The organism is Sphingomonas oleivorans, assembly GCF_003050615.1.
Classification (GTDB): Bacteria; Pseudomonadota; Alphaproteobacteria; order Sphingomonadales; family Sphingomonadaceae; genus Sphingomonas_H; species Sphingomonas_H oleivorans.
On sequence record NZ_NWBU01000004.1, the window covers coordinates 164,387 to 180,476 of the forward strand.

Below are 16,090 nucleotides of genomic sequence, written 5' to 3' on the forward strand. Positions count from 1 at the left end.
AGTCGGCGCGCGGGCCACCCCCTTCCCCGGCCACTCAGGCCATCGGGGCTGGCCCGCAGCCCTCAGAAATTCACCGAGACCCTGCCGTAATAGAAGCCGCCGCTCAGGCCGAAGGGCGCGAAATTGCCATAGGCGCCCGATCCGTCCGCGGCGATGATGCCGTTCCGGTCGGGATAGGCGTCGAACAGATTGTTCGCGCCGACCGACAGGGTGACATGACTGGACAGATCATAGCCGACATCGAGGTCCGTCACCCATTTGGCGCCAAAGCGCTTGTCGCCGCTCGCGACATTGCTGGATTCGACATAGCTGCCATAGCGCGTCAGGCGCGCCAGCGCGTGGACCGGGCCGAGGCTCCAGTCGCTTGACAGCACGATCTTGCTGCGGGGCGTCGCGGCGACCAGATCCCGCTGCGCCTGACGGCCGAACAGCGTGACATTGAGCGACGCAAGCTGCGGCGGATTGTCGATGATATCGGTGATCTTCGTCTTATTGTAGCTATAGGCCGCATTCAGGCGGAAGCTGCCCAGGCCCGTTGTGCGCAACATATATTCGGCTACCACGTCGATGCCGCGCGTACGCGTGTCGATCGCGTTGGTGAAGAACTGGGCGCTGTCCACGCCGGTCACGCCGTTGGCGATCAGGATGTTGCGGATCGCGGCACCGCCATTGGAGGCAGTGCCGAGAAATTCGGTCTTTACGATCCGGTCATCGACCTTGATCTGATAGGCGTCGACCGTCAGGCGCGCGGGCCCCTGCTCGAAGGTGAATCCCGCCGTGTAATTGAGCGACTTCTCCGGTTTCAGCGGCCTGGCGCCGAGGGCCAGCGCCGCGACGCTGTTCACGGGCAGGAATTTCGAGGTCGTGTTCACGCGGTTGGCGCCGATCACCGTCACCGTGTTCTGCGTGGTCGAGAAGCCGGTCTGGGCGAGAGAGGGGGCGCGGAAGCCGGTGTTGACGCCGCCACGTATGGCGAGGCCCGGCAGGATCTCGTACCGGGTCGAGAACTTCCCCGACACGGTATCGCCGGCGCTGTCGTCATAATGCTCGAAGCGGCCCGCGACGCCGACGAACCACGTCTTGGCAATGTTGGTCGAAAGATCGGCATAGGCGGCGATGTTGTTGCGGCTAAGCGAGCTCGCATCGGCCGGCGAGGTGCCGGTGAAGGAGACAAGGCCCGGCGACGGCGATCGCCCGGCATAGGCCTGCCCGAACGGCGTCCCGTCGGCCGGGATGACATAGCCGCCGTCACGATAGCTGTCCGGCTCGCCGGCGATGTTCTGGAACTTCTCCCAGCGATGCTCCACGCCGACCGCAACGCTGAGCGGCTCGACGAGACCGATGTCGTAATCATGGCTGAGGTCGATATTGTTGACCCAGAGATCCTGGATCTGCTTGCCCATGAAGAAGCTGGTCGGACTGGAAGGCCCCAGCGAGGGATTGAGCGTACCCGCCGCGCCGAGCTTCACATGATCGCGGCCATAGCTTGACGAGACATCGAAGTCCCATGATCCGAGCGCGCCCTTGAGGCCCACCGCCGTCTGGAAATCCCACTCCCAGATGCGCCGCCGCGCCTGGAAACCGGATGGGTAAATCTGCGGCAGGGATGTGAACCCCTGCGCATTGGCCTGCCCGCCATAACCGATGGTCGCGGGCACGACCGCGCCGCGCTTGTCGTCGATGTCGCGATAGCTGAGCGTCGAGAAACTGTAGAGCTTGAGCCCGTCGCCCAGCGGCAGCGCGGCGTTGAGCGAGCTGTTGACGATCTTGTCGCGATTGGACCGGCCATAGCCGCCCGCGATCAGATGGTCTGCCGTCGCCTCGCGCGGATCGGGAGCGCCGTTCACGAAGGGATAGACATAGGGCACCGGATCGGCCGAACTGTCGGCGCGGCCATGATATTTGCCCTCGACCGCGAACCGGACGAAGCCGCCGTCGCCGATCGGGGCGCCATAGCCGATGGTCTGCTGGAGAAGCTCGCCGCCCTTCTCGTAAAGCTGCCCGGCGGTGGAGGTGAACTCGCCGCCCCGGGGCCTGTCGTCGAGGATGATGTTGATCACGCCCGAAATCGCGTCCGAGCCATATTGGGCGGCCGCGCCGTCGCGCAGCACCTCTATGCGGCCGACTGCATTGGTCGGGATCAGGTCGATGTCTACCGGCGTCGATCCGCCGGAGATGCGGGAGAGATTGTTGATCAGCGAGGTGGTATGCCGCCTCTTGCCGTTGACGAGGACGAGCAGATAGTCGCCCGAAAGCCCCCGGATCGAGATCGGGCGTACGCTCGCCGAAGTGCCGCCGCCACCAAGGGCCGGCATGGTCAGCGAGGGGATGATGTTGCCCAACACTTCCTTCAGGCCGGTCCTGCCGGTTGCCTTAAGCTCGGCCGGCGTGATGACGTCGATCGGGACGGGGCTGTCGGCGACGGTGCGGACCGCCCGGCTGCGAGTGCCCGTCACGACGATGGCGCCGGCGTCATCGGGCGCCGCGCCCGCAGCCGCATCGTCAGCGGGCGCGACCTCGGCCGCGACGGCATCTTGCATGAAGGCAGCCGCGGCGAGCACGGCGGCGCCGGTCAGAAACATGGTCTTCATGATGGTCCCCCAATTTTAGCTTGGCTGCGCTCCTCTCCGGGGCTCGCGGGCCCCGGAGGCTCAGCCTGTGGTCGGGCCGCTTGGCGCGGCGCTCTTGGTCGTCGTGAAGTCTCGCTCGAAGCCGTCGGCCAGCGCCCGATCGCCCCTGACCGCGCCGGAAGCGCGGAAATCGTCCAGCACCTGGCGCACATCTCCGATCACCGCGTCGTCGATCGGCACGGCCGAACGGGCGTTCTTGGCCGCGTAATCGCGCGCGACGTCGGGCGGCAGGCCGGTCTCCTTCGCGAGCGCGGCGGCATAGGCGTCGGGATTGGCCCTGGCCCAGGCAAGCGCGCGGGCCTCGCGGCGCAGGAAATCAGCGAGCAGCGCACGCTTGGCCGCTATGGCCTTCTCGTTCGCCACGTCGAAGCTATAGGCATTGATCAGCCCCCGCCCATCCACGATCGTCCGCGCCCCTTCCTTCAAGGCAGGCGCGAGATAGGGCGTCCAGATCGCCCAGCCGTCGATCGTGCCGGAGCTGAACGCGGCCTTGGCGTCGCCGGGCGCCAGGAAGGTGAAGATCACCCAATCGGGCGGGAGCTTCGCCTGCCGGAGCGCGCGGATCACCAGATGATGACCGACCGATCCGCGCGTCGTCGCGATCTTCTTGCCCTTCAGGTCAGCCAGGCTGTGGGCAGGAGAATTTCCGGGCACGACGAGGGCGAGCGCGCCTGCCGGTCGCTCGGTGACGAATTGCGCGCCCACCGCCTTGATCGGGCTGCCGCTCTGATAGGCGAAGGTGAAGGGTGCGTCGCCCGCCAGGCCGAGATCGACTGCACCCGCGCCGATCGCTTCCAACAGAGGCTGGGCGGCGGCGAATTCGGACCATTCGACCGTATAAGGCGCGCCCTCTAGCGCGCCGCTCGCGATCATCACCGCCTTGGTGCCGCCACGCTGGCTGCCGATGTGGAGCACGTCCGCCCTATTTGGCTCGGCGCTCCGGCTGCAGGCCGTGACCGCCAGCAGGACGCCGAGTGCAAGGATCAGGCGCCTCATGCGACCGTCTTTTCCCGGTCGAGCCCATATTTCTTCCATGTCCCGGCAGCTGCCTTGGCATGGACTGTAAACTTGGCGGGCATGGTGTCTCCCTTGACCCCTCATCATGCGGATGAGGCCAAGGCTCCACGCATTTCCCACTTGTTCAATAGAGTATGTTTGCTAGCTGATATGAGCGGCGCTTTACAGCGGATATTATCGCGCAATATCAGTCTGATGATTGGGATTGCGCGAGCTTGGTAGAAAGTCTTTACAGGCACGAAGCCGTCTCGGAACGGTGCTGGAGAACAGGCAGCCGAAGAGAGCCGGCCATCCACCGATAGCCGGCTCCAGCTTCCATACGATATCGGTCAGAGATCGGCGTAGAGACGCTCGTCCGCGATCAGGATGCGATCGAGCACGCGGGGAAAATCGCCATAATTGCGCACCGCATAGTGCACCGCTCCGCGATTGTCCCAAAAGGCCACGGAATCCGGGCGCCAGGAGAAGCGCACCTGGAATTCGGGCCGCTTATACTGGCGCAGCACCTCGTCGAGCAGCGCGCGGCTTTCGGCGAGCTCGACGCCGAGAATCTGCGGCTTCTGCGTGAAGTTGACCCAGAGTATCTTCTGCCCGGTCTCGCGATGCGTCCGCACGACGGGATGCGCCACGATCGGATAGTCATGTCCCGCGCCGACAAGCGCCTCGCGGAAGTCATGCGTGACATGGAGTCCTTCGAGCCGCTCCTTCAGCTCGACCGACAGCCCTTCATAAGCGAGGTTCGCATCCACCCAGATGGTATCGCCGCCGACCGGAGGCAGGCTGACCGCGCGCAGCACCGCGCCCCAGGTGGGGACGAGCCGCCAGCTCGTGTCGCTGTGATAGGCATCACCGGGGCCGACATCCCGATGGATGCGCTTCTCATATTTGGCGGCATCGACCGCGGCGATCTTGTGGATCGGAGAGATCTTGGCATCGGGCGTCGTGCTCGGATGGGTGTAGAGCGGCCCGAACGCCGCGGCGAAGGCCGCATGCTGCTCAGGCGTGAGCGGCTGATCGCGGAAGAACAGGACCTTATATTTGATGACGGCAGCCCGGATCGCATTGCGCTGCTCGGCCGATAGCGGCCGGCTCAGATCCACGCCTTCGATCTCCGCGCCGATCGTCGGCTGGAGCGGACGGATGCCGATCACTTGCTGGGCGTGGTTCAGGACTTCGGCTGCTGCGGCTGACATGGTCCACCTCCCTCATCGCGCGGAATCGCGCTTGGCGGGTGCATTTTAGCCGATCAGCATGCCGTGTATTATGAATTACGCTCTGGAATGCATTGATTCCTAAAATATGATTTTTAGTAATCAATGATATAGCCGCACCTTTTAATGGCCATATGGCAGTCTCTTTCTTAATGTTGATTTCTACTTAACTATCCCGGCTCACACATCACATCAACGCGCCTTGAGCGACAAGAACGAAGACCGACGCCGGCAGGAGATTAGCGCTGCTCACGTAGCGCATGGAGAAGAAGACTCCTTCGGAAAGGCCAGGCCTTCCCGAAGGGTCATCACTCACGGACGTTCACGGATTTGACCTGCAAGTTCCGGCCAAACATACATTGAGGCGCTTATCCGGCCATCACCAGTTCAGGCCCGCGCGGACGTAGAGATAGCGCCCATTGAAGCCGAAGGGCGAATAATAGGGATAAGCAACGACGCCGCTTGTGTTGAGCGAAGCCGGCGCCCGCCTCGGATAGGTATCGAACAGATTGCTCGCGCCGATCGCGATCTGGGCCCCCTTGGCGGGCTGATAGCGGACCTCGAGATCGAAGATCGCGCGGTTGCCCGTATTGAGATCCGCCGCGCCACTGGCAAGGGTGCCGGGCTGGTTGACATTGCCATAATGAGTGAAGCGCGCGGTCGCCCCGATATCGGCGAGCGACCAATCGGCGGTGCCGCTAATCTTCGTGCCGGGCGTACCATCCTCGAGCGTCAGGATGCGGCTGCGCGCGAACAGCGTCGGCGCGGGATCGATCGTCGCGGTCGAGGTCGGCACCCGTGTCACGTCGATATCGTTGATGTTGGCTGCCGCCATCAGGTCGAAGATGCCGACGGCCGCAGTCCGCGCCCGATAATGGCCGACAATATCGACGCCCTTGGCGGTCGAGGCGAGGCCGTTGATGAAGAAGCGCGCCGAGGGCACGTTGAACGGCGCGAGGATCGCTGCCACCTCCGGGCTGAACGACGCCTGGATATTCTCCGACAGGCCGAGCTGGTCGCGGATATGGATGCGATAGGCATCGACCGTCAGGTCGAACCCGCCATGACGGAAGACCGTACCGACGGTGATATTGGTCGACTTTTCCGGTTGCAGTGCCTTGCCGCCCAGCGCCGTCGCAACCGGGCTGGTCGACGGGAAGGTACCGGTCAGGATCGGCGCACCATTCTGCACCACCGAGGCGATCGAGGTAAAATAGGATTGCTGGAGCGAGGGCGCCCGGAAGCCGGTCGAGGCCGTCCCGCGCAGCGCGAAGGACGGCGTGAAATCATAACGGACCGAGATTTTGCCGGTGCCGGTGGTGCCGAAATCCGAATAATGCTCGCCGCGCCCGGCAAGCCCCACCAGCAGCTTGTCGGTAAGCTGCGCCTCGACGTCGAGATAGAGGCTGCCGTTGCTGCGGTGCCGGTTGACGACATTCAAGGGCGAGAAGCCGACAAAGCCCTGCGCGCCCGGCGCCTGGCCCGCGACCGGATTGACCGGCGCATAGCCATAGGAGGCAGGTTCGCCCGCATCGATGCCATAGCCCTCGCGACGTCCCTCGGCGCCGAAAGCGATATTGAGCGATTCGAAGATATCGAAGGTCCGGCTGACATCGAGGCCGCCGACGAGCTGATCATAAGTGTTGGCGCCATCGTAGAAGGAAGTCGGCGTCAGATTGCCATAGCTATAATTGGCCGAGTTCCGTGTCCGGAAGGCGATCCGGTTGCGGCCGTAGCTGACATTGAGATCGACGTTCCAACCGGCGAGATCGCCCCTGACGCCAATTGCGGAATTGATATCACGCGAGCGTGTATTGATCAGCGGCAGGAAGCCGTTCGGCCACACGCCCGAAACGGCCGCGGCGGCCGTGGGCAGGCGCGGGAAAGCCGCGCTGGTGCTGTCGCGGTCCTGATAGCCGAACCAGGCATAGAGCTGGAAATAATCGTTGAGCGAGGTGCCGGCATTCGCCCAGATACTATATTGCTCGACCGCCGGATCGCCGAAGCGCGACGTGACGCGGACCGGCGTTACACGCGGATCAAGATCACCACGACTGGTCGGCTGGCGGTTCACATATTCGCCCGACACGGTCAGGAAGCCGTCGTCGCCAAAGCCGAAGCCCTGCCAGGCGGACGCCGCGACCGTATGTTCGCCGGTAATATGGCGGCTGCCGCGCGCGGCATCGACATTGGTGTCGTAAAGCCCATAGGTGACGGACGCCCCGCCGCCTCGCCGTGCTTCGCGCAGGCGGAGATTGACAACGCCGGCAATCGCATCCGAGCCATATTGCGCCGACGCGCCGTCGCGCAGCACTTCGACCCGGTCGAGCGCCGCCGTCGGAATGGTGTTGAGGTCGACGGCCGCCGAGCCACGTCCGACCGAGCCGTTGGTATTGAGCAAGGCCGATATATGGCCGCGCACGCCGTTGATCAGCACCAGCGTCGCATCAGGCGACAGGCCGCGCAGCGTTGCGGGACGGATGGCGTCGGTACCGTCAACGGCAGCGGCACGCGGAAAATCGATCGACGGCGTGAGCGTTGCCAACGCCGAAGCAAGTTCCGCCGTGCCCTGCTGGCGCAGCGCGTTCCCGCTCAGCACGTCCACCGGCGAGGCCGTGTCGAGCCGGGATCGCCCGGGCGCGCGCGTGCCGGTCACGACAATGTCGGCTGAAGGCGGCGAATCCGCCGCCTGCTCCGGCGCGCCCGGCGCGGGTTCGGCTACAGACTGGGCCAGTGCGCCCTGGGATGCAGCGAGGACCAAGGCCGGGATGGCGGCCCGGCCCAGCGGACAATGAGAAAGCATGATATTCCCCCTTATGGATTTTTCGGCTTTGCAGGGGTTTCCTACCAATCAGGTAGTATATTCAGGTAGAAAGGATTTGTTGCCGCGAGCCAAGGAGACGACGCCCTCTCCCTGCGGCTGTTTTGCCGGCGATCCGGCGTCGAGAAGGTCAAATTATCATATCGCCGCCGGGCAGCCGTCGGAACGGAGCGCCCCAGCCTGTGACGGGCGCATTTGCACCGTTGCCGCGCATTGATCCGCGCCGACCAGGGCTCTCGATTTTTGCGCTCTCTCTGTTCAATTATCGGCAATGGACGGGGGCGTAATTAGCCGATAGGTCGGCGTCATACGAAAAAATCACGTCGTATTGCGGACGATCCGCCATCCTGCCGTCGTACGATGACAACGGCAGCCCTGCGGTCGCCAACGGGGCAATTGGATCGGAAGCGATGAGTCTGAGCTGGCGTCAAACCCTCTGCAGCAGCGCCCTCGCGCTGAGCACCCTTGTCGCCGCAGCGTCCGTCCTCGCGCGTTCGGAAGGTGCGCCGCAGGTGCCCCCGCCCGCCCTGTCCAACGCCCGCAACGGCCCGCCGACCATGCTCGACGAATTTTGCTCGCGCTGCCACAATGACGATGACAGGGTCGCCGGCCTCTCGATCGACGATCTGCGTGGCAGCGACCTACTCCGCGGCAACCATGCCGACGAGTGGGAGAAGATCCTGCGCCGTGTCAGCCTTGGCGAGATGCCGCCTCTCAACAAGCCGCAGCCCGATCCCGCGATGAAGGCGGAATTCGTCCAGTGGCTCGAGCATTCGCTCGACACTTATGCTGGCGCGCATCCCGATCCGGGTCGCGCGACGATCCGCCGGCTGAACCGTGTCGAATATGCCAATGCCGTGCGCGATCTCTTCGCACTCAAGGTCGATGTCAGCCGCGAGCTGCCGCAGGACAATTCGGGCTATGGCTTCGACAATATCGCTGACGTGCTCAGCGTTTCGCCGACGCTGATGGATCGTTACGTCGCGGTCGCCGGCAAGGTCGGCCGCATGGCGACTGGGCTCACCTCGCGTCGTGAATTCGTCACCTCCTACGAGGTGCCGAAGGACGGGTCTGTCATGAACTCTGGCCGACCCGCCTATAATGAGCGGGCGAGCGACGACCTGCCGCTCGGCTCGCGCGGCGGCGGCGCGTTCAACTATTATGCGCGCTACGACGGTATCTACGAGATCAGCGGCTATTTGAACGCCAACACCAATAACGAGACGGACCGGCTGAAGGAGGACAAGGTCAGCGTCCGCGTGCCGCTGAAATCGGGCGCGCATGTCATCGGCCTTTCCTTTCGACGTCAGATCGCGCCCGTCGAGAGCGTCCAGACACTCCGGAACACGCTCGACGCCGTGCCGCTCCCGACCGAAGCACCGACGATGCTGCCGCTCGACGTCTCGGTCGATGGCGTGCGCGTGAAGGAGGTGAGCGTCCCCTCCTACCGCATGTCGCCGCGCTTCTCGCAGATGAACTTCCCGCGCGACGTGTTGCAGATCGACGTGGCGGGGCCGTTCTCGCCGACCGGCGTCGGCAACACTCCCAGCCGCAAGCGCATCTTCATCTGCAAGCCCACACGCGCGTCGGCCGAAACGGCCTGCGCGAAGCGTATCGTCTCCTCGCTTGCGCGGCGCGCCTATCGCCGCCCCGTCACCGCCGCCGACATGGCGCCGCTGATGCGCATCTACGCTACCGAGCGCGCCGCATCCGATTTCGAACATGGTGTGGAGGCAGCGGTGGAGGCGATCCTCGTATCACCGCACTTCCTGTTCCTGGTCGAGCAGGACCCCAAGGGCAGCGCGCCCGGCAGCGTCCACCGGATCAGCGACCTGGAACTCGCCTCCCGTCTCTCCTTCTTCCTGTGGAGCAGCATTCCGGACGAGGCCCTGCTCAAGGTCGCGGAGAAGGGCCAGTTGCACGATCCAGCCGTGCTGGATGCGCAGATATCGCGGATGCTCGCCGACCCGCGCGCCGAGGCGCTGACGAAGAACTTCGCCGGCCAGTGGCTCTACCTGCGCAACCTCGATCAGCAGCGGCCGGACATCACCGTCTTCCCGAAGTTCGACACGCGCCTGCGCACCGCGATGGCGCGCGAGACGGAGATGTTCTTCAGCTACGTGCTGCGGACCAATCGCAGCGTGCTCGATTTCATCGCCGCGGACTATACGTTCCTCAATCAGCGCCTAGCCGAACATTATGGCATCGGCGGCGTCAACGGCACCGCGTTCCGCCGCGTTAACCTCGATCCGTCGGCGCATCGCGGCGGGCTGCTCGGTCAGGCGAGCATTCTCACCGTCACTTCCTATGGCAATCACACATCGGTGGTGAAGCGGGGCAAGTGGATCCTCGACAATATGCTGGCCGCGCCACCTCCGCCGCCGCCGCCGGACGTGCCGGCGCTGCAGGAGAAGCATGACGGCCGCCTGCTGACCGCGCGCGAGCAGCTGGAGATGCACCGCAAAAACCCGACCTGCGCCGCATGTCACGTCAAGATGGACCCGCTCGGCTTCTCGCTCGAAAATTTCGATGCCGTGGGCGCGTTCCGCCGGACCGATGCAGGCCAGCCGATCGACGTGTCGGCGACGATGCCGGACGGGATGAAATTCTCCGGGCTGACCGGACTCCAGCAGGTGCTGATGGCCCGCAAGGACGAGTTCACCGGCGCCTTCACCGAGCGGCTGCTGACCTATGCGCTCGCCCGCGGCGTCGGCGCGCACGACATGCCCGCCATCCGCTCGATCACGCGCGCGGCGGCGGCCGATGACTACCGCATCCAGACGATCATCCGGGGCATCGTGACGAGCGATCCCTTCACCTTGAGAAAGACGGCATCGCAATGATTGTCATGCGCAAGCCGCTGAGCCGCCGCACGATGCTGCGCGGGCTGGGCACGATGATGGCGCTTCCGTTCATGGAGGCGATGATGCCGTCTGCAAAGGCGGCGGACATCGCGGCGCGCCCGAAGCGGCTCCAGATCTTCTACTCGCCCAACGGCATGATGATGGAGAATTTTCTGCCGACCGCGCAGGGGCCGGGCTTCACGCTCCCGCCCACGCTGGAGCCGCTGGCGCCCCATCGCGACTATATCACGGTCATCACTGGCCTTGGCCATCCGAGCGCCGCTGCGATGGGCGATCGGCCCGCCGGCCATGGCCGCTCCTGCCCGGCCTTCATCACCGGGACGCATGTGAAGCAGACCGAGGGTACCGACATTCGCTGCGCCATCTCGGTCGATCAGGTCTATGCGAACCATGTCGGCGATGCGACGCAGCTCAGCTCGCTGGAGCTCGGCATCGATCAGGCGAGCCTGCTCGGCAGCTGCGACATTGGCTATAGCTGCGCTTACACCAACGGCATCTCGTGGCGCAGCCCGACCGTTCCGCTGCCCGTTACCGCCAATCCGCGCGACGTGTTCGAGCGGCTGTTCGGCGATGGCGACGCGCTCGATGAGGGAAGCCGGCTCGCGCAGTTGCGCCGGCAATCGAGCATCCTCGATTTCGTGATGGACGATACGGCGCGCCTCTCCGGCCAGCTCGGCATGGAGGATCGCCGCAAGCTCGAAGAATATCTGGAAGCCACGCGCGACATCGAAAGGCGCATCCAGAAGGCGATGGCCTCGAGCGGCGGCACGCAGGTCGCCAATCTGGAGCGGCCCGCCGGCATACCGGAGTCTTTTGACGATCATGTCCGCATGATGATCGATCTGCAGGTGCTGGCGATGCAGGCGGATATCACGCGCGTCAGCAGCTTCATGATCGGCCGCGAGCTCAGCAACCGCACCTATCCCGAGATCGGGGTCCCGGATTCGCATCACATGCTCAGCCATCATGGCGGCAATCCGGAGAAGATTGCGAAGCTCTCCCGGATCAACCGACATCATATGGAATATTTTGCTTATTATCTCCAGCGGATGAAAGAGACAAAGGACGGCGAAGGCTCGCTGCTCGATCGTACCCTGGTGCTGCGTGGTTCCGCCTTCGGTGACCCGAACGAGCATGATCATATGGACCTGCCGATCGTCGTCGCAGGCGGGCTCGTGAAGGGCGATCGCCACCTCGTCGTGGAGAAGGGTACGACAATGTCGAACCTGCTGCTCGCCTCGCTGCATATACTCGGCGTGCCGGAACAGTCGTTCGGCGACAGCACCGGACCGCTCAAGGCACTCGCCAGTGCCTGAGCGCTTCCGCCAGGTCATCGCCCTTCTCGCCCTAATTGCCGGCTGCGGCACCGCGCACGCCCGCGCCGCGCGTGACGATGAGGCGCTGACGCGGGCGATCCGCGCCGATGATGTCGCAGGTGCGCAGGCGGCACTCGCGCATCATGCCGATCCCAACCAGCGGCTCGCCTTCGGCGCGACGCCGCTCGGCTGGGCGGTGAACACGCAGAATCCGGCGATGGTCGAACTACTGCTTGCCAAGGGCGCAACCCCGAACACCGCCGATACGGATGGCGTAACCCCGCTCTCGCTCGCCTGCGAACTTGGCGATGCCCGGATCGTCAGGCAAATTCTCTCCGCCGGCGCCAATGTGCGCACAGCCAAAGCGGACGGCACGACGCCGCTCGCCATCTGCGCGCGCTATGGCCCCACCGATGCGGTCGCGCGGATGCTGGCGGCAGGCGCGACGGTGGATAGCATCGACAGCCGCGGCCAGACGCCATTGATGTGGGCCGCCGCATCCGGCCGGGTCGATGCCATCGCCTTACTTCTAAAAGCCGGCGCGGACGTGAACCGCGTTTCGAAGGGCGGCTTCACCCCGCTCTTCTTCGCGATCAAGAGCGGGGTGACACCGGCGGTCGAGGCGTTGCTCGCGGCTGGCGCAAAGACGGATCATCGCGGGCCGGAAGGCACCAGCGCCGCGCAGCTCGCCCTCTACCAGAAGAATTTCGCCGCTGCCGCGCTGATGGTGGAGCGCGGCGCGGACGTGGCGGAGCGGGATCGTAACGGCAATCAGCTGCTCCACGCCGCCGCCGCCGGTGGCGATACTGCGCTCGTCAGCCTGCTGCTGGCGAAAGGCGCCGATCCGAACGGCCTGACCGGTCCCTCGCGCATCACATGGGTGACGGAGGCGAATTTCGGCGTGCCACCGCCGCCCGTGCCCCCGACGCCGCCGCTGCTTATGGCCGCCGCCAACGGACAGGAAGCGACGATGAAACTGCTGATCGCCGCGGGCGCGAATCCGCGCTTCGTCGCTGCGAACGGCACGAACGTGGTGCTCGCCGCCGCGAAGGGCGGCAGCGCGGCGGCGCTGGACCTCGCGCTGAGCCTCGCGCCGGACGTCAATGTCGCCAACGCCAAGGGCGAGACCCCGCTTCACTTGCTGGTCGGCGGCGGCGTCCAGCCCGAGCTTGAGGCCATGATACGGATACTCGCCGCGCACGGCGCCCGTATCGACATCAACAACAAGCGTGGCGCGACGGCGGCGCAGATGGCGGACAACGGCTTGGCCGAGGTGAAGGCGATCTTCCGCAAAATCTTTCCCGACGGGGCTGGCCTGAAGCTTGCAGATGCGGGAGGAAAGCGGACGGCGGCGACGCCTCCTCAGCGTCCCGCCACGCGGACCGTCCCGCGGAACTGACCTCCACAACACCCAAAGGCTGGATAATCGAATGAACCCACCACGAGCCTTCAAGATCACCCATATCAGCGTGCTTTCGACCATGGTGGCGGCGCTGACGATGGCCGGCACGCTGGCAGCGGCGCCAGCGGCCGCGCCCTCCCCGCAGGCCGCCGTCACGGCGCGTCAGGCAGGCTATAAGAAGATGGGCGGGGCCATGAAGGCGCTGAACGAGCAGCTCAAGAGCGACGCGCCGGCGAAGGACGTGATGGTCGGCGCCGCCCGAACGCTCGCCACGACCGCGCGCGAGCAGCCGAGACTGTTCCCCGCTGGCAGTGGCCCGACGGCTGGTGTGCACACCGATGCACTGCCCGACATCTGGACGGACCGCGCCACGTTCGACGCGCAGATGGGCAAGCTGATCGCCGAGACCGGCAAGCTACTGACGATTACAAATGGTGGCGACGTGGCGGCCATCCGCGCGCAGGCCAAAGCGACCGGCGCGACCTGCAGCGGCTGCCACCGCCAGTTCCGCGCCGACAGCTAAGGGATCGGAGCCAGCCGTGCCTCTAGACGAAAAGTCCGCCACCGGGACAATGTTCGCCCGGATATGGGACGCTCCTGTCCGGCTGTTCCACTGGCTTCTCGTTGCCTTGCTCGCCTTCTCCTGGTGGAGTGGCGAGCAGCATGAGATGGAGTGGCATCGCCTTTCGGGGTACGGCATCCTCGCACTGCTGATCTTCCGCATCTACTGGGGCTTCGTCGGCGGGCGAACGGCACGCTTCGCGCAGTTCCTGCGTGGGCCGCGCGCGGCGTTCGCTTATGCCAAGTCGATTGCCAAAGGCCCCTATGCTGCCGCGCCGGGTCACAATCCGATCGGCGGCTGGAGCGTCATGCTGATGCTCGCGACGCTTGCGGCGATGGTCGTCGCGGGGTTGTTCGCGGTGGACGTGGACGGTCTCGAGTCCGGGCCGCTCGCCGATTATGTGAGCTTCGATCAGGGACGCGCCGCCGCGAATATCCATGGGTTCGTGTTCAACCTGCTACTCGCGCTGGTCGCACTGCATGTGCTGGCGATCCTCTTCTATCTCGTGCGGCTCCGCCACAACCTGATCGGCCCGATGATCCACGGCCGCCGAGCCGTGAGCGGGAACGATCCGGTCGAGGATCTTCGCGCGTCACCATCGAAGGCCATGCTCGGCATCGTTATCGCCGGCATTTGCACCTATGTGATCGCGCAGGGCTTCCGATTGTAGCAGCGACCGGGACTTATTGCGCTCATGCCCTGCTAAAGTGCTGCGATGATAGGCTTGGCTTGATTCATAGATTCGTGATCCGCAACGGCTGCGATGGCCGGATGCGCCAACAGCCTGGGCAGACAGAGTCAATTGGAGCGCGAAAGCCGCAGCCAGCCCCGCCATCAGCCCCGGAAGCGGCTCAGCAGGCGTTTCCATGCCCGCTCATCAGGCCGAGGCAGCAAAACGGCGCTAAACCGACACTGGCAGGGCCGGCACACTGACGATCAGCTGACGAGGTCGGGCAATCGCCCCGCGGCGGAATGGCGTGAAAGATACTTCACTACGGCTCTCATAGGTCGCTCCGTCCTGCGCCGCTTGTAGCGGCGTTTTGTATCGTCGGAGCAACTGAGAGTGACGGTATTCCGCCAATTTCCGTATCTACAACCATCTAGTTGTAGAATGGTGCCCAGGAGAGGACTCGAACCTCCACGCCCTTGCGAGCGCCAGCACCTGAAGCTGGTGCGTCTACCAATTCCGCCACCTGGGCACGGGGTAGGCGGCGCGCTTAGCGGTAGGTTGGAGGACTTGTCAACTGTCCCTTCTTGTCTTCCTGTCGGACGGCGGGCATTGGGACAGCAACGACAGACAGGGAAGATGACGATGGAACGGCTGGTGACGCTTTTCGGCGGCGGGGGTTTTCTGGGCCGCTATGTGGCCCAAGAGCTGCTGAAGGCGGGGGTTCGCGTCCGCATCGCCGAGCGGGATCCTTCCGACGCATGGTTCCTGAAGCCGCTGGGCGGGCTGGGCCAGACCCAGTTCGTCTCCGCCGACATCACCCGCGCCGACAGCGCCAAGCGCGCCGCCGCCGGATCGACCGCGGTCGTCAATCTCGTCGGCATCCTTAAGGGCAATTTCCAGGCCGTCCATGTTACCGGCGCGCGCAACGCGGCCGAAGCGGCGGCGGCCACCGGCGCGGACGCCTTCGTGCAGATTTCCGCGATCGGCGCCGATCCGCGCTCCGAATCGGCCTATGCCCGCACCAAGGGCGAAGGCGAGGCCGCGGTGCGCGACGCATTTCCGGGTGCCACCATCCTGCGCCCGTCCATCCTGTTCGGCCCCGAGGACCAGTTCATTAATCGCTTCGCGCGGCTGGCGCGGATTTCGCCGGTCCTCCCCGTGATTCGCGGCAAGGCGCGCTTCCAGCCGGTCTGGGTCTCCGACGTGGCGCGCGCGATCGCGGCCGCGGCGCTCGATCCGGACAGCCATGCCGGCAAGACCTATGAGCTGGGCGGGCCGCAGATACTGACCATGGCGGAACTCAACGCCTGGGTCGCCGAACAGATCGGCGTCGAACGCACGATCCTGCCCGTACCGGACGGGGCCGCATCCTTGATGGCGCGGCTGGGCGGCTGGCTTCCGGGCGCGCCGATGAGCTGGGATCAGTGGCTGATGCTGCAGCGCGACAATGTCGTCGCTCCCGATGCGGAGGGGTTCGACGCCTTCGGCATCGCGCCGACCCCGCTCGCGGCGGTAGCGCCGGGCTGGCTCGTCCAATATCGTCGGCATGGCCGCTTTGCGCGGAATCACCCCTCCACCTGATTCTCCCTCTCTTCCC

The 16,090-nt window shown here is 65.0% G+C and carries 10 protein-coding genes and 1 tRNA gene; 6 read left to right on the top strand and 5 right to left on the bottom strand.

The window, feature by feature from the left end:
- Positions 1-62 precede the first annotated feature (62 nt).
- From CLG96_RS00905 to CLG96_RS00920, 4 genes are all read right to left on the bottom strand, one after another.
- The gene (locus CLG96_RS00905; RefSeq protein WP_107965985.1) at positions 63-2,591 is read right to left on the bottom strand and encodes a TonB-dependent receptor plug domain-containing protein; all 2,529 of its coding nucleotides are present in this window, start codon (positions 2,589-2,591) and stop codon (positions 63-65) included.
- Positions 2,592-2,651: 60 nt separating this feature from the next.
- Positions 2,652-3,626, bottom strand: coding sequence for an ABC transporter substrate-binding protein (locus tag CLG96_RS00910; RefSeq protein ID WP_107965986.1), 975 nt, complete (start codon positions 3,624-3,626; stop codon positions 2,652-2,654).
- 350 nt (positions 3,627-3,976) lie between these two features.
- Positions 3,977-4,840, bottom strand: coding sequence for a TauD/TfdA dioxygenase family protein (locus CLG96_RS00915; protein ID WP_107965987.1), 864 nt, complete (start codon positions 4,838-4,840; stop codon positions 3,977-3,979).
- Between the two features lie 397 nt (positions 4,841-5,237).
- The gene (locus tag CLG96_RS00920) at positions 5,238-7,661 is read right to left on the bottom strand and encodes a TonB-dependent receptor plug domain-containing protein (RefSeq protein WP_107965988.1); all 2,424 of its coding nucleotides are present in this window, start codon (positions 7,659-7,661) and stop codon (positions 5,238-5,240) included.
- 530 nt (positions 7,662-8,191) lie between these two features.
- Between CLG96_RS00920 and CLG96_RS00925 the strand changes: the two genes are divergently transcribed.
- The 5 genes from CLG96_RS00925 to CLG96_RS00945 are packed head-to-tail and all read left to right on the top strand — an operon-like array spanning position 8,192 to position 14,493.
- Positions 8,192-10,522 carry a DUF1592 domain-containing protein gene (locus CLG96_RS00925; RefSeq protein WP_243395552.1) on the top strand — a complete coding sequence of 777 codons (2,331 nt, stop codon included), beginning with the start codon at positions 8,192-8,194 and terminating at the stop codon, positions 10,520-10,522.
- Complete coding sequence (locus CLG96_RS00930) at positions 10,519-11,859, top strand: DUF1552 domain-containing protein (RefSeq protein WP_107965990.1); 1,341 nt, start codon at positions 10,519-10,521, stop codon at positions 11,857-11,859. The genes CLG96_RS00925 and CLG96_RS00930 overlap by 4 nt, the downstream gene beginning before the upstream one ends.
- Positions 11,852-13,258 (top strand): ankyrin repeat domain-containing protein, encoded by a 1,407-nt coding sequence (locus tag CLG96_RS00935; RefSeq protein WP_107965991.1) that lies wholly within the window; start codon positions 11,852-11,854, stop codon positions 13,256-13,258. Before CLG96_RS00930 ends, CLG96_RS00935 begins: the two co-directional genes overlap by 8 nt.
- Before the next feature lie 31 nt (positions 13,259-13,289).
- Positions 13,290-13,784, top strand: a complete 495-nt coding sequence (locus CLG96_RS00940) for a c-type cytochrome (protein ID WP_107965992.1) — start codon at positions 13,290-13,292, stop codon at positions 13,782-13,784.
- Between the two features lie 49 nt (positions 13,785-13,833).
- Positions 13,834-14,493: a cytochrome b/b6 domain-containing protein gene (locus CLG96_RS00945; RefSeq protein WP_107965993.1), complete on the top strand. Its 660-nt coding sequence runs from the start codon at positions 13,834-13,836 to the stop codon at positions 14,491-14,493.
- A 442-nt stretch (positions 14,494-14,935) separates the two neighbouring features.
- Here the strand turns inward: CLG96_RS00945 and CLG96_RS00950 are convergent.
- Positions 14,936-15,022: transfer RNA gene (locus CLG96_RS00950), tRNA-Leu, on the bottom strand.
- 113 nt (positions 15,023-15,135) lie between these two features.
- Here CLG96_RS00950 and CLG96_RS00955 point away from each other — a divergent pair.
- Complete coding sequence (locus tag CLG96_RS00955; RefSeq protein WP_107966758.1) at positions 15,136-16,074, top strand: complex I NDUFA9 subunit family protein; 939 nt, start codon at positions 15,136-15,138, stop codon at positions 16,072-16,074.
- Positions 16,075-16,090: the final 16 nt, after the last annotated feature.